Origin of the sequence: Devosia neptuniae, from assembly GCF_025452235.1 — a bacterium.
In the GTDB taxonomy this organism is placed as follows: domain Bacteria; phylum Pseudomonadota; class Alphaproteobacteria; order Rhizobiales; family Devosiaceae; genus Devosia.
Genome location: NZ_CP104965.1, coordinates 770,295 through 789,467, shown reverse-complemented (window position 1 = coordinate 789,467; position 19,173 = coordinate 770,295). Strand labels below are relative to the sequence as shown.

The 19,173-nt window shown below is 64.2% G+C and carries 19 protein-coding genes; 14 read left to right on the top strand and 5 right to left on the bottom strand.

Going from position 1 to position 19,173, the window contains the following annotated elements; translation table 11 throughout:
• Nucleotides 1–7: 7 nt before the first annotated feature.
• Genes arsC through N8A98_RS06330 form a run of 3 tightly spaced genes read right to left on the bottom strand, consistent with a single transcriptional unit; the run spans nt 8 to nt 1,500 of the window.
• Nucleotides 8–445 carry an arsenate reductase (glutaredoxin) gene (gene arsC / locus N8A98_RS06340; RefSeq protein WP_262170029.1) on the bottom strand — a complete coding sequence of 146 codons (438 nt, stop codon included), beginning with the start codon at nt 443–445 and terminating at the stop codon, nt 8–10.
• Nucleotides 442–1,137, bottom strand: a complete 696-nt coding sequence (locus tag N8A98_RS06335; RefSeq protein ID WP_262170028.1) for an aquaporin — start codon at nt 1,135–1,137, stop codon at nt 442–444. Before N8A98_RS06335 ends, arsC begins: the two co-directional genes overlap by 4 nt.
• Nucleotides 1,138–1,500 (bottom strand): ArsR/SmtB family transcription factor, encoded by a 363-nt coding sequence (locus N8A98_RS06330; protein WP_262170026.1) that lies wholly within the window; start codon nt 1,498–1,500, stop codon nt 1,138–1,140.
• A gap of 243 nt (nt 1,501–1,743) precedes the next feature.
• Here N8A98_RS06330 and N8A98_RS06325 point away from each other — a divergent pair, with 243 nt between their 5' ends.
• The 14 genes from N8A98_RS06325 (at nt 1,744) to N8A98_RS06260 (ending at nt 16,628) form a co-directional block, all read left to right on the top strand.
• The gene (locus tag N8A98_RS06325; protein WP_262170024.1) at nt 1,744–3,150 is read left to right on the top strand and encodes a GumC family protein; all 1,407 of its coding nucleotides are present in this window, start codon (nt 1,744–1,746) and stop codon (nt 3,148–3,150) included.
• A gap of 2 nt (nt 3,151–3,152) precedes the next feature.
• Entirely contained in the window at nt 3,153–3,854 is a 702-nt protein-coding gene (locus N8A98_RS06320) for a cellulase family glycosylhydrolase (RefSeq protein ID WP_262170023.1), read from the top strand.
• Nucleotides 3,851–4,609, top strand: a complete 759-nt coding sequence (locus N8A98_RS06315) for a polysaccharide deacetylase family protein (RefSeq protein ID WP_262170021.1) — start codon at nt 3,851–3,853, stop codon at nt 4,607–4,609. The genes N8A98_RS06320 and N8A98_RS06315 overlap by 4 nt, the downstream gene beginning before the upstream one ends.
• Before the next feature lie 217 nt (nt 4,610–4,826).
• Nucleotides 4,827–5,699, top strand: a complete 873-nt coding sequence (locus tag N8A98_RS06310; RefSeq protein WP_262170019.1) for a GNAT family N-acetyltransferase — start codon at nt 4,827–4,829, stop codon at nt 5,697–5,699.
• 56 nt (nt 5,700–5,755) lie between these two features.
• Nucleotides 5,756–6,739 carry a heparan-alpha-glucosaminide N-acetyltransferase gene (locus tag N8A98_RS06305; RefSeq protein ID WP_262170017.1) on the top strand — a complete coding sequence of 328 codons (984 nt, stop codon included), beginning with the start codon at nt 5,756–5,758 and terminating at the stop codon, nt 6,737–6,739.
• Between the two features lie 179 nt (nt 6,740–6,918).
• A complete protein-coding gene (locus tag N8A98_RS06300; RefSeq protein ID WP_262170015.1) occupies nt 6,919–8,775 on the top strand; it encodes an ABC transporter ATP-binding protein in 1,857 nt (618 codons plus the stop codon).
• Nucleotides 8,772–10,667 (top strand): ABC transporter ATP-binding protein, encoded by a 1,896-nt coding sequence (locus tag N8A98_RS06295; RefSeq protein WP_262170014.1) that lies wholly within the window; start codon nt 8,772–8,774, stop codon nt 10,665–10,667. Before N8A98_RS06300 ends, N8A98_RS06295 begins: the two co-directional genes overlap by 4 nt.
• 278 nt (nt 10,668–10,945) lie before the next feature.
• Complete coding sequence (locus tag N8A98_RS06290; protein ID WP_262170012.1) at nt 10,946–12,238, top strand: hypothetical protein; 1,293 nt, start codon at nt 10,946–10,948, stop codon at nt 12,236–12,238.
• Nucleotides 12,239–12,887: 649 nt separating this feature from the next.
• Nucleotides 12,888–13,625, top strand: a complete 738-nt coding sequence (locus tag N8A98_RS06285) for a TSUP family transporter (RefSeq protein ID WP_262170011.1) — start codon at nt 12,888–12,890, stop codon at nt 13,623–13,625.
• Between the two features lie 43 nt (nt 13,626–13,668).
• The gene (locus N8A98_RS06280; protein WP_262170009.1) at nt 13,669–14,580 is read left to right on the top strand and encodes a LysR family transcriptional regulator; all 912 of its coding nucleotides are present in this window, start codon (nt 13,669–13,671) and stop codon (nt 14,578–14,580) included.
• Between the two features lie 53 nt (nt 14,581–14,633).
• Nucleotides 14,634–15,014, top strand: a complete 381-nt coding sequence (locus N8A98_RS06275) for a hypothetical protein (RefSeq protein WP_262170008.1) — start codon at nt 14,634–14,636, stop codon at nt 15,012–15,014.
• A 54-nt stretch (nt 15,015–15,068) separates the two neighbouring features.
• Nucleotides 15,069–15,554: a copper chaperone PCu(A)C gene (locus N8A98_RS06270; protein ID WP_262170006.1), complete on the top strand. Its 486-nt coding sequence runs from the start codon at nt 15,069–15,071 to the stop codon at nt 15,552–15,554.
• Between the two features lie 9 nt (nt 15,555–15,563).
• Nucleotides 15,564–16,166 carry an SCO family protein gene (locus tag N8A98_RS06265; protein WP_262170005.1) on the top strand — a complete coding sequence of 201 codons (603 nt, stop codon included), beginning with the start codon at nt 15,564–15,566 and terminating at the stop codon, nt 16,164–16,166.
• A gap of 63 nt (nt 16,167–16,229) precedes the next feature.
• Nucleotides 16,230–16,628 (top strand): VOC family protein, encoded by a 399-nt coding sequence (locus N8A98_RS06260; RefSeq protein ID WP_113121276.1) that lies wholly within the window; start codon nt 16,230–16,232, stop codon nt 16,626–16,628.
• Nucleotides 16,629–16,651: 23 nt separating this feature from the next.
• Here N8A98_RS06260 and N8A98_RS06255 read toward each other — a convergent pair whose 3' ends face one another.
• Nucleotides 16,652–18,205 (bottom strand): coiled-coil domain-containing protein, encoded by a 1,554-nt coding sequence (locus N8A98_RS06255; protein ID WP_262170003.1) that lies wholly within the window; start codon nt 18,203–18,205, stop codon nt 16,652–16,654.
• Between the two features lie 4 nt (nt 18,206–18,209).
• Entirely contained in the window at nt 18,210–19,148 is a 939-nt protein-coding gene (locus N8A98_RS06250; RefSeq protein ID WP_262170001.1) for a DUF6384 family protein, read from the bottom strand.
• Nucleotides 19,149–19,173 lie beyond the last annotated feature (25 nt).

Below are 19,173 nucleotides of genomic sequence, written 5' to 3'. Positions count from 1 at the left end.
ATCGACTTCAAGCCGACCCGCTCCCGGTTACGCGCTTGCCTTCAGCGTCGATGATTACCTCGCCATCTTCCTTGGTGAACGGCCCGATATCGGCATTCTCCAGAATATCCAGCACCAACTCGGAAGGCCGGCACAGCCGTGTCCCCAACGGGGTCTCGACAAAGGGGCGGTTGAGCAGGATGGGGTGCGCCGCGATGGCGTCGAGCAATTGCTCATCCGACAAGGACGTGCCGGCCAGGCCGAGTTTGGCATAGGGCGTATCCTTCTGCCGGATCGCCTGGCGCAATGTCAGGCCGGCAGCGGAAACCAGTTCGCGGATCCTCGTGCGCGCTGGCGGCGTCTTGCGATAGTCGATCACGATCGGTTCGACCCCGGACTGGCGGATCATCGCCAGCGTATTGCGCGACGTGCCGCATTCGGGATTGTGGTAGATGGTGACGGTCATGATTGTTCTTCCACATGGATGGGGAGGGCGTCTCCGACCAGACCGCGCAGCAGCCAGCTCATCAGCGCTAGCGCGACCAGGGCGCCAGCGAGTTGCGCCAGAATGAAGCCCGGCAAGTCAATTGGACGAATACCCGAAAAGGTGTCGGTAAACGCGCGGGCGATAGCCACGGCAGGATTGGCGAATGAGGTCGACGCCGTGAACCAATAGGCCGCGGTGATGTAGAGCCCGACCAGCATCGGAACGGCGCTTCGCTGCAACCGGATGCCGGCCAGGATAATTGCAACGAGCCCGAACGCCGCAACCCCTTCGGAAAGCCATTGCGCCGCCCCGCTGCGCACCGTGCTGGAAGCCTGCAGCAGCGGCAGCGCGAACATGGCATGCGCCAATATTGCCCCGACAATGCCGCCCGCGACCTGCACAATGGCATAGAGCACGGCGTTACGGCGCGGCAGGTCTCCCCGCAAGGCAAAGACCAATGACACCGCCGGATTGAAGTGGGCGCCCGAAATCGGCCCGAGAATAGTGATCAGCACCACCAGGATGGCACCGGTGGCAATGGTATTGGCCAGCAGCGCCAGGGCGATATCGGTGGTCAGTGTCTCGGCCATGATGCCCGAGCCCACGACCGTCGCCACCAGCAGTGCCGTGCCGAGCGCTTCGGCAACCAGACGGCGCGGCAAATCCACCATTTATCCCGCCTCGGGGCGGCGATCGGCCGGCGCGCAGCACGGGGTGAATTCGGCGATGAGCGGGGCGCACAATTCGGCTCGACCGCCGCAGCAATCCTGCACCAGGAAGCTCGCGATCTCCCGCACCCGGTCAACCACCGCCCGATAGACGATGGATCGGCTGTGGCGCTCGGATTCGATGAGCCCCGCCCGGGCCAGAATGGCCAGGTGCGTGGACATGGTGTTTTGCGGCACATCGAGCCGCCGGGCGATTTCGCCGGCCGGCAGGCCCTGGGGTTCGTGTTCCATCAGCAGGCGGAACGTGTCGAGGCGCGTGCCCTGGGACAGGGCGGCAAAAACGTCGAGGGCGTGCGATGATTCCATATATCGAGAATGATTGATATAATGAGTTCAGTCAAGCTGGCGGTGGGCGCCTTGGCGCCGCCATGCGCACGCTTTGCTCGGCTCTTGCGCCCCCACGGGTCAGAAACATTCCCGATGCATACGTAAGTACATTCACACAACACGATTAACCGCCGGACCAGCTTGTGTTTTTCACTGCTCTGCTCCGGTGCAACAATGCCTCCAGTTTAATCATGCATTAACCATGACATACTGGTGGCATCCATGTTTCGCTCCGACATCGTTACCGAAACGGCCACCCTTGTACGCCCGGTCTCTTCGGTTTCCCCCGCGCTCAGTGACCATCTCGGCCGGCTCTGGCGCGCCCGCTATTGGGCCGGGGCAGGGGCCCTGTGCTGCGCTGCCCTCGCGCTTGTCGCCCCGCAAGTCCTGACGCCCAGCTACCGCGCCAGCGCGCAGATTTTCATCGATCCGCAAAACCTGCAGGTGCTGGAGCGTGACCTGACCCCCTCCACCGCCTCGGGCGATGCCGGTGTGGTGCTGATCGAAAGCCAGGCCCGCGTCATGGCCTCGGATTCGGTGCTGCGCGCCGCCGCCACCCAATTGGGGCTGCAGAACGATCCAGAATTTGTCGGCAAACCCGCCAATCCGCTGCGCGCTTTGCTCGACAGCCTTGCCGGCGGCGCCTCCGATGCCCCGCGCGATGATCTGAGCAAAGCCGTTCTGGCCCTCTCCAAGGCCGTCCATGTCGTGCGGCTCGATCGCACCTATGTGGTCGATATCTACGCCGAATCCGAAAGCGCCACCAAGGCCGCCGCCATCGCCAATGCCGTGGTCTCAAACTATCTGGGCCTGCGCGAAACCCAGCGCGCCGCCCAGGCCGAACGCGCGTCCGGTGCGCTCGAAGGTCGCCTGGCCCAATTGCTCAGCGAATTGGAAACTGCCGAAAACGCCGTCGAGCGCTTCAAGACGGCCAATGGCATTGTCGAAACATCAGCCCAGTCCCTGCTCGAAGGCGAGGTCGGGCAAACCAATCAGGCCCTGCTCGCCGCCGACACTGCATTGGCCGCCGCCCGCGTCGAACGCGATCAATTGCAGGCCCTGGCCGCCAATCCCGAACAGGCCGCCGCCGCACCAGAAGCCATGGGCTCGGCCGATATCACCCGGCTGCGCGATCAGTTGCAAACCGCCAATGCCGACGCCGCCGCCCTCCGCACCACCCTGGGCACCCAGCATCCCCGCCTGATCGTCGCCGAACAACGCGTCACCGGCGCCCGCGCTGCGCTCGATGCCGAAGTGGTGCGCCTGCTGACCGCCGCCGATCTGACGCTGCAGCGCGCTCAGGACAATGCCAGCGCCCTGCGCACAAGGCTCGACAGCGCCACCGCAAATTTGCAAGCCACGGACTCCAAGCGCATCCGCCTGCGCCAGCTCGAGCGCGAGGCCGAAGCCAGCCGCGCCGTCTATCAGGATGCGCTGCTCCGCTCGCGCGAAACCGCCGAACAGGCGCGCCTCGATACGCTCAATGCGCAAGTCGTCTCGCAAGCCGTCGCCCCCTCCGAGCGCAGCTTCCCGCCCAAGCCCAGCGTACTGTTGCCGCTCGGCCTGGTCGCCGGCCTGCTGCTCGGCGGCGCTCTGGGCATGCTGGTCAATCGCTGGCGGGGACGCTGATCATGCGCCGCCGCGCCGTGCTCGCCGGCCTCGCCGGGCTGGCAGCGCCGGCTCCCGCCCAGCAACCAACCCGCATCGAAATCTCCGGCCATCGCCTGCTCTGGAACGACGCCCCGCTGCGCCTCTGCGGCATTGCCATGGGCGACCCCGTCTATATCCGCGCCGGCCGCTCGCTCGATGATTATCGCGTCGTCGCCCAGGATTGGGGCGCCAATTGCGTGCGCATCAGCGTCCATCCCGGCCATTGGCGCTACGATCCCGTCCTGATGGCGCAATATCTCGACACCGATATCGCCGCCGCCCGCGCCCAGGGCCTTTTCGTCATCGTCGATTGGCACGTCATCGGCTTCCCCGATCACTACGAGCCCGTGCCCCCGCCCGAATGGGGCCTGCCGCCCGACGCCTATCTCTCCTCCATTGCCGACGCGATTGCCTTCTGGACATCCATGGCCCAGCGCCATGGCGATGACCCCCATGGCCCGCGCGAAATCCTGGGCCCCGGCCACGCCCTGGTGCCGGTCGGCAATCCCGCCTTGCTGGCCGAGGCCATTCTGCAAGCTCTCGACCAGCCCGTCGATCACGCCGCCCTGCGCCGCCGCGCCGCCGATTTCACCACCGAGCGAACTGTCGAAGCCTTTGCCGCCATGCTGGGCGGCATGGGGCTCGCGCCCGCCGTCATTCCCATGCACGAGACCACACCATGATCGATTGGACCGATCCTCTGGCCGGCGCTTCGCGGCGGCTGGCCCGCGCCGTGCCGTTCCGGCCATTCCGGCTAGCGCTGGAGCGGCCCGTGGTCTCGTTCAGCTTCGACGATTTCCCCCTCTCCGCCGCCGCCAATGCCGCGCCACTGCTCGAAGCCCATAAAGCCCGCGGCACCTTCTATTTTGCCGATCGACTGGCTGGCGATTTCGAAAATGGCCAGCTGATCGCCGGCCCAGATGTGGCCGCAAATTTGGCGAGAAATCGCCATGAAATTGGGGGACACACCAGCAACCACATCAATGTCCAGCGCGTTGCGCCGGACCAACTCATTGCCGATGTTGCTGCCAATACATCGGCAATCGCGGCGCTGAGCGGGCAGGCGCCGACCTCCTTCGCCTACCCGTTCGGCGTCGTGTCGCTCAATGCCAAGCGCCTATTGGCGCATCGATTCGCCGGCCTGCGCGGCATTCAGCCCGGCATTAATCGCGGCTGGATCGATCTGGCCCATTTGCATGCCCAGGAGCTGTACGATGTGTCGGGTGATCTCGACAGCATCGGCCTGCTGCTCGATGGCCTCCAACGCAGCGGCGGCTGGCTGATCTTTTACACCCACGATGTCCGCCCCGATCCCAGCCCCATCGGCTGCTCGCCCGCCCGCTTCGGCGCGGTGCTCGATATGGTGCGCCGCCGCGATCTGGCCATCGAGACCGTCGCCGAAACCCTGCACCAGATCGGAGCCAGGCCGGCATCATGACGCGCCTCAAAGCCATCACGCCGATGCAGCGTGCCGACGTGCCCGAGGTGGCGGCCCTGTTCCAGCGCGTCTTCCGCAAGGGCGCCGCGCCCTGCCCCGAATTCCTTGCGTATTTCGAGGAAAGCTTTTTCGGCTCCCCCTCTATAGCGAGACCGAAGGGAGCCTCGTCCATCGCGATGCCGATGGCAGTATCGACAGCGCCTTGCTGGTCATCCCCATGCAGGTCCGCGTTAACGGCCAAGTCCTCACCGGCCGCCTGATGAGCAATTACATGACCGACCCGGCCAAGCGCACGCGCGGCGGCGCCGATATGGTGCTCACCATCCGCGCCCGCAATCAGGCCTTCTGTTTCTCCGACAGCGCCAATCCGCTCAGCGCCGATCACTGGAAGGCGGTGGGCGGCCACGTCCTGCCCATCCAGAGTCTGGATTGGCGCCATGTCCTGCGCCCCGCCGCCTGGTTCGCCAACCGCGCCGCCGCCAGGCTCCCGCCATCCCTGGCGCGCCTCGCCAGCCTGCTCGCCAAGCCGATTGACGCCGCCCTCCGCCGCCTCATGCCCAGCCTCGTGCCACCATCAGACGGGCAGGGGACCACCATCTCGCGGACCGATTTCATCGCCGCTGCACCGGCTCTGGTCGAACGCTTCGCCGTCCACCCCGTCTGGAGCGCCCCCGAACTGGGCTGGATGCTCGACATGGCCGCGCTCAACACCATTACCGGCCCGCTGACCCTGCGGCAGGTGCGCGACGGAACTGGCACGCTCGCCGGCTGCAGCGCCTTCTATGCCCGCCCCGGCGGGGTGGCGCGCCTGCTCAACATTTTGAGCCGTCCGGGGCAGGAGGGCGCCATCATCGCCGATCTGCTATCCCATGCCGATTCAATCGGCTGCGTGGGCGTGCAGGGCATGGCGCAACCCTTCCTCATGGAAGCTCTATGCCGCCGCAAGGGCGTAAGCTTCGTGCCCCGCGGCTTCTACTGCATCTCCACCCGCGATCCCGCCATTGTCGATGCCGCCCGGCGCGGCGATGTCTATCTGGGAGGCCTGCTAGGTGAAGACTGGAGCCGCCTGGTCACCGACTTTCACGATTGAACCGGCGCAGCACAACGGTCATTGTACGCCCCGACCAACACTGCCCGAGGGCAAGCATGACCATCTCCGCCCCGGCAGCCCGCCCGCGCTTTGCCATTATCGACATCGCCCGCGGCGTCGCCATCATCGCCATGATCGCATATCACCTGTGCTGGGACCTCAGCTATTTCCGCTTCATCGCTGCCGATGTCGGCTATGATCCGCAATGGGTGGTGATCGCCCGCACCATCCTGTCGGTTTTCCTGTTCCTCGTCGGCGTCGGGCTGGTACTCGGCCATGGCCGAGCCATCCGCTGGCGCGCCTTCTGGAAGCGCTGGGCCTTCGTCGCCGCCGGCGCCGGCATCATCACCATCGCCACCTGGTTCGCCTTCCCCGATAGCTTCGTCTATTTCGGCGTGCTGCATGCCATCGCGCTGTTCAGCATCATGGCGCTGCCCTTCCTGCGCGCCCCGCTCTGGCTGGTGGCTATAGTCGCCGCCATCGTGATCGGGGCACACTTCGCCTATGCCGATCCCCTGTTCAACGCCAAGACCTGGTCCATCCTCGGCTTCTGGACCGTCCCGCCGCCCGCCAATGATCTGGTCCCCATCTTCCCCTGGTTTGGCCTCGTCCTGCTCGGCGTCATCGCCACCCGCCTGCTGCTGGCCTCCCCGCTGGCCGACAAGCTCGCCGCGATCCAGCCCAAAAACCGCCTCGCCACCACGCTGGCGGGCGCCGGCCGCTGGAGCCTTTTGATCTATCTGCTGCATCAGCCGCTGCTGCTCGCCGTGCTGTTCCCGCTGGCCTCGCTGACCCATCCCGAAATCGCCATGCGCAGTGCCGATTTCCTCAAATCCTGCCAGCAGACCTGCACCACGGGCGGCACCTCTGCGCCGCTCTGCGTCACCTATTGCCAATGCGGCCTTGAGGGCGTGGAAAAAGACGATTTGTGGAACGCCATCTATACCGGCCAGGTCACCGCCGCCGAGCAGGCCCAGCTCGATGCCAATAACCGGCAATGCTCCGCTTTGATCTATCCGGAGCTCAATCTGCCGCAATGAAGGCGCCATTGCGCGCCATCGGGGTCAGACTTTGCATTTTTTGCTTAGATTCGATCTTGAATGGCAGCGCGAATGAGCGTTTTCTATTGGTGCGAGTTGATTTGTCCTAGTCCCGAATATGCGTTTCTCCCGCATTCGCCTGGACCCACACATTTATATATTGAAGTCTGGATACTTCCTTGACCACCAATAAGGCTGGCCGCGTCCGATCACGCGGCGATGCACGGGCCCATGTGGCCGCCGCTCACGCTGGAAAGGGTGAGGGAACCCTGCTGCGGATCGCCAAGTTCTCCTTCCGCCATCCCTGGCAGGCGAGTGCCGCCGTCGGCGCGACCATCGTGGCCTCGGTCTTGCAGCTGATGATCCCGCGCCTATTGGGCCATGCGGTCGATCAGGCGCAGGGCATTTTGGCTGTGGGCGGCGGTGATGCCCAGCAAGCCCTGATCTGGAGCGCAGTCCTACTGCTCAGCGTCTCGGTGGCGCGCGGCATCTTCACGCTGCTGCAGAACTATTATTCGGAATCGGTGGGCCATTATATCGGCTACGAGCTGCGCCTGGCCTTTTACGAAAAGATCCAGCGCCTGAGCTATTCCTATCACGACAAGGTCCATACCGGCGATCTCATCACCATCGGCCTGCTTGATCTGGATGGCGTGCGCATGTTCTTCGCCACCGGCATGGTGCGCGTCGTGCTGCTCTCGGTGCTGATCGGGGTCGGCGCCTATATGCTGCTCACCACCGATGTGCTGCTGGGGCTTCTGAGCCTGAGCTTTGTGCCCTTCGTCGCCTGGCGTTCTTCGGTCGCCCAGCTCACCCTGCGCAAGACCTGGCTGGTGCTGCAGGAAAAGCTCTCGGGCCTCACCCGCGTCATGGAAGAAAACCTCGCCGGCATTCGCGTCGTCCGCGCCTTTTCCGGCCAGAAATTCGAGATGACCAAGTTCAACGTCGCCTCGGCCGAAGCGCTTGAGTTGGCTCATGAACGCGTCGGCGTGCGCGTGCGCAACACCTCGGCCATGACCGCATCCTTCTTCACCGCCATGGGTCTCGTGCTCTGGTTCGGCGGCAACAAGGTCATTGCGGGCGATATGAGCGTGGGCACGCTCGCCAGCTTCCTCACCTTCATGACCATCCTGCAAATGCCGGTGCGCCAGCTTGGCCTCATGGTCAATTCCTTCGCTCGCGCCTCCACCTGCGGCGATCGCTTCTTTGCCTTTCTCGATGAGCCGCTGGAAATCGACGACAAACCGGGCGCCACCGAGCTCAAGGTGACCAAGGGCACGCTCAAATTCGACGATGTGCATTTCACCTATCCCGGCGCCACCCATCCCACCCTTGATGGTGTGAGCTTCGAGGCCAAGGCCGGCCAGACCATCGGCATTGTCGGCGCCCCCGGCAGCGGCAAGTCCACCCTCGCCCATCTCATCCCACGCTTTTACGATCTGAGCGGCGGCAAGATCACCATCGACGGCCAGGATGTGAGCGAAGTGACGCTGCAATCTTTGCGCCGCGCCGTGGCCGTGGTGCAGCAGGACAGCTTCCTCTTCACCACCACGATCGAAAACAATATTGCCTATGGCGATCCCTGGGCCAAGGAAACCAAGATCGAGCGGGCCGCCGAAAGCGCCCAATTGCACAATTACATCATGGGCCTGCCCACCGACTACGATACCGTGGTGGGCGAACGCGGCGTCTCCCTCTCCGGCGGCCAGCGCCAGCGCCTCGCCATTGCCCGCAGCCTGGTGCTCAAGCCCGCCGTCATGGTGTTCGACGATTCCACCGCCGCCATCGATGCGGGCACCGAACACCGCATCCGCAGCGCCATAAGGCGTTATGCGAGCAATCGGGTCACCCTGATCATCTCGCATCGCCTGTCCTCGCTGCTCCATGCCGACACCATCCTCTTCCTTGAGGGCGGCAAAATTGTCGAACGCGGCAGCCATGAGGAATTGCTGGCCAAGGGCGGCCGCTATCGCGCGCTTTATGACTTGCAGACCCGCCCCACAGATGACGTCGAAATCGGGAGCGCCGCACAATGAGCGTGATGGACGAAGAACGCGAAGTTGCAGCCTTTCCCGGCCAGCGCCCCCCGCGCGCCAGTGTCGGTAGCCACCGCATCGAAGAAGAGGTCTTCGGCGCCGCCTATGATCCCAAGACGGTCCGGCGCATCTGGGCTTTCGTGCACCCCTACCGCAAGCGCATCTATCTCTCGGTAGCGGCGGTGCTGGTTTTCACCATCACCCAATTGGCCATCCCGCTGATCATCGGCTGGGCCATCGATAGCGGCATGACCGAGGGCGGCAGCGCTGCCAATCTGGGCTGGGCGGTCTTTGCCTTCGCATTGGCCGTGCTGTTCAATTTCGGCGCCTCCTATATCCAGGAAACCGAAGTTGGCCAGGTCGCCGAAAACGTGCTGTTCGACATGCGCCGCGCCATGTTCGCCCAGCTCCAGCGCGTCTCGCTCAGCTTCATGGACAAGACCGAAGTCGGCCGCCTGATGAGCCGGCTGCAGGGTGACGTCAATTCCATGCAGGAATTCCTCGAAACCTCGGTGATTTCGGTCGGCGATATGGTGCTGCTGGTCGGCATTGTCGTCGTGCTGCTGACGCTCGATTTCCGGCTCGGCCTGCTCACCCTCTCCACCATGCCGATCCTCTTCATCGTGCGCATCTTCTGGCTGCCCCCGGCCAAGCGCGCCTTCATGGCCGCCCACGAGACCAATTCGGTCACTGCCGGCGCCATGGCCGAAGGCATTCATGGCGTGCGCACCGTGCAGAACCTGGATCGCCAGAAGGTCAATTTCGATCTCTATGACGACAAGGCCCACACCAACCTTCTGACCCAGCTGACCGGCTCGCGCTTCGCCCAGGTCATGGTCCCCATCGTCGATAGCCTCACCGGTATCGCCATGGCGGTGGTCGTGGTTGTCGGCGGCTCGCTCGTGCTCAATGGCGGGCTCGAAATCGGTGTCGTTGTGGCGTTCTTGTTCTATATCCAGCGCTTTTTCGATCCGATCCGCTCGCTCACCATGCAATATTCCATCATGCAGCGCGCCATGACCTCGGGCCGCCGCATCACCGAAGTGCTCGATGTGCCGGTCTCCATCGAAGACAAGCCCGACGCCAAGGTGCTGACCGGCGACATGGACGGCTCGGTCGAGTTCAAGGACGTGACCTTCGGCTATCGCGAAGATCGCCCGGTGCTCAAGAATGTCAGCTTCAAGGTCAATCCGGGCGAAACCGTTGCTCTGGTCGGCCCCACCGGCTCGGGCAAAACCTCGGCCATGTCCCTGGTCCACCGCTTCTACGAAGTGCAGTCCGGCGAAATTCTCGTGGGCGGCCATGACGTGCGCGATGTCACCCAGGAATCCCTGGGCGAGCAGGTCGCCATGGTGCTGCAGGAGCCGTTCCTCTTCACCGGCACGGTGTTCGAAAACATCCGCTACAACAAGGCATCAGCCACCCGTGACGACGTCATCGCTGCCGCCAAGGCGGTGGGTGCGCATGACTTCATCATGCAAATGCCCGGCGGCTATGATGCCGTGCTCGAACAGCGCGGCTCCAACCTGTCACTCGGCCAGCGCCAATTGCTCAGCTTTGCTCGCGCTCTGGTCGCCGACGCCAAAATCCTGGTGCTCGACGAAGCCACCGCCAATATCGACTCCTACACCGAACGGCAGATCCAGAAGGCCCTGCTGACCCTGCTCGAAGGCCGCACCGGCATGGTGATCGCCCATCGCCTCGCCACCATCCGCGGCGCCGACCGCATCATCGTACTGCAAAATGGCGAACTGATCGAAACCGGCAATCACGACCAGCTCATGGAAAAGCACGGCCTCTACGCCAAGCTCTACAACATGAACTATGCCAGCTTTGACGACATCCCCGACGAACTGGTTTCCCAGGCCAACGCCAAGGCCGCCAGCACCTGATAGCAGACGGCTCGGGAGCCCCAATCCAATCCCCTCCCCCTTGAGGGGAGGGCTCAGCTTTTCGCTAGCGAAAAGCGGGGGTGGGGGTGCTGCGGCCTCCAAATACTCGATATGTGTTGTGACCTCAGCACCCCCACCCTCAATCCCTCCCCTCAAGGGGGAGGGAGGCGCATCGGGGCTCCCCCACCAACAAATATTAGCGAGCCACCCCAAGGAGCAGGGGCTGACGAACGTCTCACCCCTGCTAAACTCGCCAAACCAGTTCCGAGGGTCCCTCCATGCGTCTTGCCATTCTCGCCGCCGTGCTGCTCGCCACCACGCCCGTCTTTGCCCTTGAGGCCGTCACCTATAAGGGCACGCTGGGCGGCCACGACATCGTGGCCGAGCTGGTCGCGCCTGCCGCCGGGCAGTTGACCGGCCGCTACAGCTACCTGGCCAAGGGCGGCGATATCCCGCTCGACGCCAATGGCAGCGTCGGCACCGCGATCAGTATGCTGGAAGAGGCCCCCTGCACGCAAACCACCTGCACCGAGAACCAATATGGCGATGTCGTGCCGCCCACCGGCGGCATCTGGTCGGTGACGCTCTCCGGCGATGGCAGCCTCACCGGCGACTGGACGCCCACGGACAAGTCCAAGAGCCTGCCCATCACCCTCACCGAAATCGGCCGTCGCACGCTGCCCGAGGCTGCCGAAATCACCCCCTATGGCCTGCGCGACAGCACCTTCGAGCTGTTCTACGGCGATGGCGCAATCTTCGCCCCCCACACCGCGCCCTACGAATTCGCCAAGATGGAAGTGGTGATGGCGGAGGGCGCCAGTGAAACGCTGGAAGGCTCCACCTTCCGCTACGTCACCGATCCGCGCACCAAATTCCCCTTTCCGCGCATCCTGTCCCTGTCCGACGGCTCCTCGACCCAACAGGCCAACGAGGCGCTGGAACGTCGCCACGCCGCGCTCAGTTTCTTCGCCTTCGACTGCATGGCCCAGGTCTATGCGGGCTTCGGCGCCAATGAATATTCCCTGGGCCTGAACGAGGGCACGCTGGGCCAGTATGACGAGGAAAGCATCGTGCTCTCCTATCTGTCGCCCACTGTGCTCAATTGGGTGGAATCCGGCAGCACCTATTGCACCGGCGCCCACCCCAACAATCACAGCGACACCCATATCGTCGATACCAGGACCGGCGAGCCCTTTGCCCTGGCCAATATATTCAAGGGCTGGGTGGCGACCATGAAGGTCGGCGGCGCCGATGGCGAGATCGATCAGGCGGCTGCGCGCCAGGCACCGCAGGATTATTACTGGGGTGCCGATCAGGAGCTGATCGACTATGTCATTGCCCATCGCGTCTCGAGCGGCGACGAACAATTCGAGGACGAGTGCGGCATCAACGACCTCATCGCCTCCAACCTCGCCCTGCGCTTTGTCCCCGGCGATGCTGTGCTCTTCACCCTCGAAGGCCTCCCCCACGTCAACTTCGCCTGCAGCGAAGACCTGCTGACCGCCAAGCTCAGCGACATCCCCGAACTCCTCACCCCCACCGCCAAGGACTATTTCCCCTCGCTGCAATAGGGGTGTTGGCTCCAAGGCCCCGATACAGGGTGGGTGTTCAGGCCCGGGGTGTTCACTCGGGACTCGTACCACACACGGTGTCATCCCGGCGGAGGCCGGGATCCATGCTGTGGACCATCCATCAACGCCAATGGTCGTGGAGAGATGCGGACATGGATTCCGGCCTCCGCCGGAATGACACCGTGATTTTAGAGGCGTCCGGGTACACACTGCCGCCATTGCAGGGGCAGAGGAGCGAACAGCACCCCACCCCGCTCCCCCAAAAAAACTTATCCCCCTCCCCAAAACCTCCCGCATACTCCCTCCATCTTCCGGGATACGGGCGGCGCTGCAGCGACGAGCGTCCGGAGGCCAGCCGGGGGAGGGGAGGTCGCGCTCCGCTCCGGGTCGAGCGGACGAGGCAATCGGGCGGGCGCTACGGCAAACGCTGGGGTCTGCGATCGCGCCGTCCGAAAAAGTCCCGGCACCCCGAGGCGACGTTCGTCTCATTTTTTATCCCTTACGAGGCGGAAGCCGTCTCGGGGTCCGTCCGTCCGTTCGATAACCGCAGCACAGGCGGCGCTTTGTCATGGGCATCCCCTCTTGCCGCATCCGTCATGGCGTCGTCTGCGCGATCAGCGCATGACAGTGCCACATTGGGAAAAGTCAGATGAGTCTGCTCATTGGCGCCGCCATGCTGGTGGCGGTGTTCGCAACATCGATGATATCGGGCATTTTCGGCATGGCCGGCGGGCTGATCCTGCTCGGCATTTTCCTGCTCATCCTGCCCGTGGGCACCGCCATTGCCGTCCAGGGCATTATCCAGCTCATCGCCAATGGCTCGCGCGCCTTCTTCTCCCGCGCCTATATCGATTGGCGCGTGCTCGGCATTATGACGTTGGGCCTGCTGACTGCCGCCGCCATCCTCTTCATCGTCCGCTACACGCCGGATCTCGCCACCGTCTGCATCACCATTGGCCTCTTGCCCATCCTGCTCTGGATTCCCCAATCCTGGCTGGCGCTCGATGCGTCCAAGCCCCATCACGCCTTCATCTGCGGCTTGCTCGGCGGCGGTATTAACCTCGCCGTCGGCGTCGCCGGGCCCACCATCGATATGTTCTTCATCCGCACCCCCATGGACCGGCGCACCATCATCGCCACCAAGGCCGCCGCCCAGGTGGTCAATCACGCGGGCAAGATCATCTTCTACTGGAACGCCACCATGGTACTCGCCCCCGGCGAATGGGCGGCCGTCGCCTTGGCCGCGCCCTTCGCCATTGCCGGCACCAGCGCCGGTCACTGGGTGCTGCAACACCTCACCGACGCCAATTTCAAGCGCTGGACCCGCCTGATCGTCACCGCCATCGGCATTTTCTATCTCACCCGCGGCATCTTGCTCGTGATCTAAAGGACCAAGTGTGGTTATGGTGCCGCCCATCTGGGGAGATGACATGGCACCATTCGATAGCGTCACCGCGCGCCTCATCCTGCTGTTGGCCGAAACCGGCTCCATCGGCCGGGCGGCCGAGCGCGAAGGCATTGCGACCTCCGCGGTCAGCCGACGCGTGTCCGATCTCGAAAGCCGGCTGGGCGTGGTGCTGTTCGATCGCTCCGCCCATGGCGTCAAGCTCACCACAGCCGGCGCCGCCTATGCCGATGGCTGCCGCACCGTGCTGCGCGCCATTGCCGATCTCGATGCCGTCATGGCCGATTTCGGCTCCGGCCAGCGCGGTAGCCTGCGCCTGGCCTGCACCAGCGCCGCGCTCACCGGCCGGCTGCCCGAATTGCTCGCCCGCTATGCCCTCAAGCATCCCGGCATTGCCCTCGATATCCAGGAAATGGGCGCTGCCAAGGGCCTGGTGGCGCTGGACGAGGGCAGGGCGGATATCGCCATCGTCTCCGACAATTACGATTTCACGCGCTTCGAAATCAAACCCTTCGAAGATGACCGCGTCTGGGTCCTCGCCCCGCCCGACCATCCCCTCGCCGACCGCATCGAGCCGCGCAAGGACATTGCCTTCGAAGCCGTGCTGAGCCACCCCATTGTCGGCAGTCACCATGCCGGCTCGCTCGATCGCCTGCTGGGCGACGCCGCCACCAAGGCAGGCAAACCCTTCGCGGAAAGCGTACGCGTCGAAAGCTTCCCCGCTCTGGTCCGCATGGTCGAAGCCGGCTTCGGCATCGGCTTCCTGCGCTCCACCAGCCTGCATCTGCTCGCCGGCACGGATCTGGTCTGTGCGCCCCTGGCCGAGCCCTGGGCCCTGCGCCAATTGCTCGTCGCCCGCCGCAAATCCAGCCCGCTTTCCGCCGCCATGAAAAGCTTCATTGCGCTGTGCAGCGAAACTTACTCCCCTGCCGTCTAGCCGCGACAATATTGCTGTTGAGCCGAACCGGCCGACCTCATAGGACTGAGTGCATGATCCAGCGGCGCAGCATGGCAAGAGAGTTCGGGACGGCCCTGGCCGTCTTGGCCATCTATTTGCTGACCATTTTGGCCCCGCTGCACCAGGCCCGCGCCAGCCAGCTCGATTTTGCCAAGCTCGGCTACGAAACGATAAATACCGGCTGGGTGCTTTGCTCCGCCACCGACACCAGCGGCGACAGCGACATCACCATCGCCAAATGCCCCGCCGCTGGCATCGGCAAGAACGATCTGGTCCTGCCGGTTTTTGCCAGCCTCGATCTGGGCACGCCCATCATCGCCGCTGTCCCCACGGGCATTACTCAACACGCCAAAATCCTCCTGCCGCGCCAAATCGCGCCGGGCGGGCCGAGGGCGCCTCCGGTTCAGCTCTGATCCACCGGCCCCATCGGGGCCAATCGAGCTGATCTTTTTCCGGAAACCCACATCATGATCCGAATTCTGTTCTCCGCCGCCCTCGCGGCCATCCTCGCCCTATCCGTCCCCGCTTTCGCGCATGATGGCACCACCCATCTGGGTCCCATCAACATTTCCCAGCCCTTCAGCCGCGCCACCCTGCCCAATGCCCCAGTGGGCGGCGGCTTCTTCACCATCGAGAACACCGGCGCCGAAGCCGATCGCCTCGTCTCGGTCACCTCGCCCGCGTCCCCCGACGTGCAGATCCACGAAATGGCCATGCAGGGCGACGTGATGAAAATGCGCAAGCTCTCCGATGGGCTTGAGATCGGCCCGGGCGAAACCGTCACGCTTTCCCCCGGCGGCTTGCACCTGATGTTCATGGGCATCACCCAGCGCTTCGTCGAAGGCGAAACTATCCCGGTGACGCTGACCTTTGAAAAGGCCGGCACTGTCGAGCTGGAATTGCCTGTGCTGAGCCCGGCCGCCGCTGCGCCCGCCGATCACGCCGGTCATTGAGGAAGCATCATGAGTCTCAAAACCATCCGCATCCTGCTCTGGGCCGGCGTTGCCGTCATGGCCGTCTTTTTGGCCGGCGCCACCTTCCTGCTGCGCCAGCCCGGCGCCACCGCCACGGCCTCGACCGGCTTTGGCGGGGGCACCTATTCGCTGGTCGATCAGCGTGGCCAGCCCGTCGATCAGACCATGTTCCAGGGCCATCCTTCGGCGCTGTTCTTCGGCTTCACCCATTGCCCCGAAGTCTGCCCCACCACCATGGCCGAGATGTCCACCTGGTTCGAAGCCCTGGGCGATGAGGGCAAGAACCTGCAGGCCTATTTCGTCACCGTCGATCCCGAGCGCGACACGCCCGAAATCCTCGGCGATTATGTCAGCTGGGTCTCCGATCGCATCACCGGCGTCACCGGCAGCCCGGAAGAAATCGCCAAGATCGTCAAGGCCTGGGGCGTCTATGCCGCCAAAATCCCGCTCGAAGGCGATGACTACACCATGGACCACACCGCCTCGGTCTTCCTGCTCGATACCAAGGGCGAATTCCAGGGCACTATCGCTTACGGCGAGGATAGCGCCACCGCCATTGGCAAGCTGCGCAATCTGCTGGCAAAGTCCTGATCCCTGTACCCGGCCGATCACTCTTCGGCCGGGTATTCATGCCGACCAATCCGGAGCCGCCCCATGAAGCCATCGATTTCCATCATCACCATCGGCGTCGACGAGCTGGAGCGCGCCTTCGCCTTCTATCGCGCTCTGTTCGAAATCGCCGATGAGCAGATCGGGGCCGGGGAGGACCATGTCGCCTTCTTCTTCGACGATGCTTTTTCCTTCGTGCTGTTCCCGCGCGAACAGATCGCCCAAACCGCCGGCAAGGATGTCGCCGTCCCCGGCACACCGGGCTTCGTGCTCAGCCACAAGGCCGACAGCGCCGAGGCGGTCGACGCGATCCTGGACCGTGTCCTGGTCGCCGGCGGCTCGGTCATCACCCCCGGCACCCAATCGGAATGGGGCTATTCCGCCTATTTCGAAGACACCGAAGGCAATGTCTGGGAATTGATGGCCTCCCCGCCAGTCAATTGATCGGGGCAGGGCGCTACGCAGCCCTAAAACCCGCCGCCCGTCGTGAACCCGCCATGCTTGCGCGTCCCCACCGATCCGGTACGCGGCCGCGAAAAACCGCCGCCGCCGCTGGAACTGCCGCCACCGCCCCAGCCGCCACCAAAGCCGCCGCCGCCCTTGCTCTTGCCGCTACTGCTATTGCCGCCGCCAAAGCTGTTATCCGGCCATTGAAAACCGCCGCCCTGTGGCCAAGGCGTGCTGGCGCGTTGCCGGCCATTATTAGGCAGGCCCGCGCCGCCGCCCCACTCCGATGAGCTGTTCCAGTTCTGGCTGCGCCGCCACTGGTCCCAATAGGACGCCGCCGAAATGCCGCCACGCAGGAAATCATTCAGCAGATCGCCCACCAGCCGGTCTTCCCGGAAACTCGAGCGCGGATCATCGAACCGCTGCTTCTTGAATTCCCACTGGATGTCTTCCAGCTCCCGCCGCCGCGCCGCCAGGGTCTTGAGCCGCTCTTTCTGGTCGCGCGTCTCGTCTTCCTCGTCCTTAGCCCGGGCCCGCGCATCGTCGATCTGCGCCACGATCGTGTCGTCCTGCCCCGTTCGCGTCCGCCGTGCTTCGGCCAGCAGTGTCTGGATGTCCTCCCGCGCCAGCGCATTGGCCAATTCAGCCAGGGCGCTTTCAAAAGCCGGGTTATTGCCCTCGGCCAATACGCCCAGCGTCTGCGTGGTCTGGTCGCGCTGGTCTTCCGTGGCGACGATCTGCGCATCGATGGCGTCGATCCGCTCCTGCACGCTGGCCAGGGCGGCGCGGATCGGCTTGCCGCCCGCTGCGTCGATCGCTGCGGTTTCCATCGCCTCGAGTTCGGCTGCGGCCGCCTTGGCGCTCTCGATCTGCCGCTCGGCATGCTCGCGCAGCCGCAGCGGAATTTCGTTCAGCATGGCAAAATTGGGCCGCGCCTTGGCAAAGCCGACAATCCCGGCAACCAGGCCATCGAAATAGCGGATCAGATTATTGGCCCGATAATTGGCCGTGCCGTAACCGGCTTCCCACAAATACATGAACAGCGGGTCGTCGCGATAAGGCTTGCCCTTGTCCTCGCGGTCGGTCTCGGCTCGCTCGGTCTTGCGCATGGATTGGTTGGCGATATCGGCCAGCTCCTGCGCCGCCTGCCGTTTGGCGGCAAAGGCCGGCTCCTGGGCAATGGTCGCCGTCAGCCTGTCGCCCAGCGCCTTGAGCTCGGCCTGATGGCCTTCCAATTCCTTGAGCGCTGCGGCGCGCTCGCCGGTCAGCTTGGCCAAAGCCGCATCGATATCGGCCGCTGCCTGCTCGGCTCGGCTCAAATCCTGCGCATGCGCCTTAAGCATGTCGCGGGCCTTGGCTTCGGCCGCCGATATCCGACCGTCCAGCTCGCTCTGGATGGAGGGATCCAGCCGCAACTGCGCCAATTGACGGAACAGTTCGGCCTCGTTCTCGCGGATCTTGCCCACGCGCTCGGCCGATCGGGCCAGGCGCTTGGAAATCTCGTCCTCTTCGCGACGAATGTCGCGCATGGCTTCGTCGAGCGAGGCCAGGGCTTCGGGTCCGCGCAGGCTCATTGCGTCACCACCGGGTCACCGCGCCGCCAAGAACGGGCATGTTATATTCCACCTCGAGAAAACCATCGGCTTTGCGGCCGACTTCATTGGCCTGAATGATACCGTCGTCGCGCTTGTCGGCGGCCACCGCGTTGTAAACCGCCTCGGGCACCCGCACGCCCCAGATATTGACCGTCTCGGTCTGCCCGTTCTCTTCATTGAGAATCGGCAGCGACAGGACATTGCCGGACGGATCGACGGCCTCCACCACGACATAATAATTGGTCGCGTCGATATTGACTTCAGGCGTCGTCCAGAACCCCGATTGCACATCGGGGCGGTTGACGATGCGCAGCGTATATTGCTGGCGCAAGGTGTCGCGCAATGCCGTCAGATCAGCCACCGCCTGCTCGGCGCCGGCCCGGTTCGCCTCGGCGGCAAAGGCCTTGCCGCGGCTGCGGATGGCCTCTGCCTGCACCACGGCGGTCTGCACCTTGGTCTCTTCAAAAATCGTCTGGTACAGGCCATCCATCTGCGCCGGCAGGCCCTGGGCCAGTTCCACCCGTGCCTGCTCGGCCTGCCCGGCCTGATAGGGCCGCCACACGCCGAAATAGCCGATGCACAGCACCACCAGCGCCAGCAGCACGGCCATGGCCGGCTTGCCCCATCTCTTGCGGCCCACATAGAGCCGGGCCAGCGACGTGCCAAAGCCCGGCTTGGGCGGATCATAGACGAACCGGCTTTCCGCCAGCGCCGCCACGCCTTCCTTGAGGATATGGTCGGGCACTTCAATGCCCTGCTGGTGATAGATATCCCGCAACTTGTCGATGAGTTGCGCCTCACGGGTAATCCCGTCGAGTTCGCGCGTGGCCAGATCCTGGCGGTGGCGCAGTGTATCCACCACATCCATCGCCAGCATCACTTCATCGAGGGGCGCAGCGGGCTTCGCTGTCACATCACTCATGGCTGAGCTCACCTATGGGGCAGGC

Bases quoted from the DNA above. Each gene is read 5' to 3' on its own strand.
- arsC (WP_262170029.1), bottom strand. From the start codon at position 445: ATGACCGTCACCATCTACCACAATCCCGAATGCGGCACGTCGCGCAAT.
- N8A98_RS06335 (WP_262170028.1), bottom strand. From the start codon at position 1,137: ATGGTGGATTTGCCGCGCCGTCTGGTTGCCGAAGCGCTCGGCACGGCA.
- N8A98_RS06330 (WP_262170026.1), bottom strand. From the start codon at position 1,500: ATGGAATCATCGCACGCCCTCGACGTTTTTGCCGCCCTGTCCCAGGGC.
- N8A98_RS06325 (WP_262170024.1), top strand. From the start codon at position 1,744: ATGTTTCGCTCCGACATCGTTACCGAAACGGCCACCCTTGTACGCCCG.
- N8A98_RS06320 (WP_262170023.1), top strand. From the start codon at position 3,153: ATGCGCCGCCGCGCCGTGCTCGCCGGCCTCGCCGGGCTGGCAGCGCCG.
- N8A98_RS06315 (WP_262170021.1), top strand. From the start codon at position 3,851: ATGATCGATTGGACCGATCCTCTGGCCGGCGCTTCGCGGCGGCTGGCC.
- N8A98_RS06310 (WP_262170019.1), top strand. From the start codon at position 4,827: ATGCAGGTCCGCGTTAACGGCCAAGTCCTCACCGGCCGCCTGATGAGC.
- N8A98_RS06305 (WP_262170017.1), top strand. From the start codon at position 5,756: ATGACCATCTCCGCCCCGGCAGCCCGCCCGCGCTTTGCCATTATCGAC.
- N8A98_RS06295 (WP_262170014.1), top strand. From the start codon at position 8,772: ATGAGCGTGATGGACGAAGAACGCGAAGTTGCAGCCTTTCCCGGCCAG.
- N8A98_RS06290 (WP_262170012.1), top strand. From the start codon at position 10,946: ATGCGTCTTGCCATTCTCGCCGCCGTGCTGCTCGCCACCACGCCCGTC.
- N8A98_RS06285 (WP_262170011.1), top strand. From the start codon at position 12,888: ATGAGTCTGCTCATTGGCGCCGCCATGCTGGTGGCGGTGTTCGCAACA.
- N8A98_RS06280 (WP_262170009.1), top strand. From the start codon at position 13,669: ATGGCACCATTCGATAGCGTCACCGCGCGCCTCATCCTGCTGTTGGCC.
- N8A98_RS06275 (WP_262170008.1), top strand. From the start codon at position 14,634: ATGATCCAGCGGCGCAGCATGGCAAGAGAGTTCGGGACGGCCCTGGCC.
- N8A98_RS06270 (WP_262170006.1), top strand. From the start codon at position 15,069: ATGATCCGAATTCTGTTCTCCGCCGCCCTCGCGGCCATCCTCGCCCTA.
- N8A98_RS06265 (WP_262170005.1), top strand. From the start codon at position 15,564: ATGAGTCTCAAAACCATCCGCATCCTGCTCTGGGCCGGCGTTGCCGTC.
- N8A98_RS06260 (WP_113121276.1), top strand. From the start codon at position 16,230: ATGAAGCCATCGATTTCCATCATCACCATCGGCGTCGACGAGCTGGAG.
- N8A98_RS06255 (WP_262170003.1), bottom strand. From the start codon at position 18,205: ATGAGCCTGCGCGGACCCGAAGCCCTGGCCTCGCTCGACGAAGCCATG.
- N8A98_RS06250 (WP_262170001.1), bottom strand. From the start codon at position 19,148: ATGAGTGATGTGACAGCGAAGCCCGCTGCGCCCCTCGATGAAGTGATG.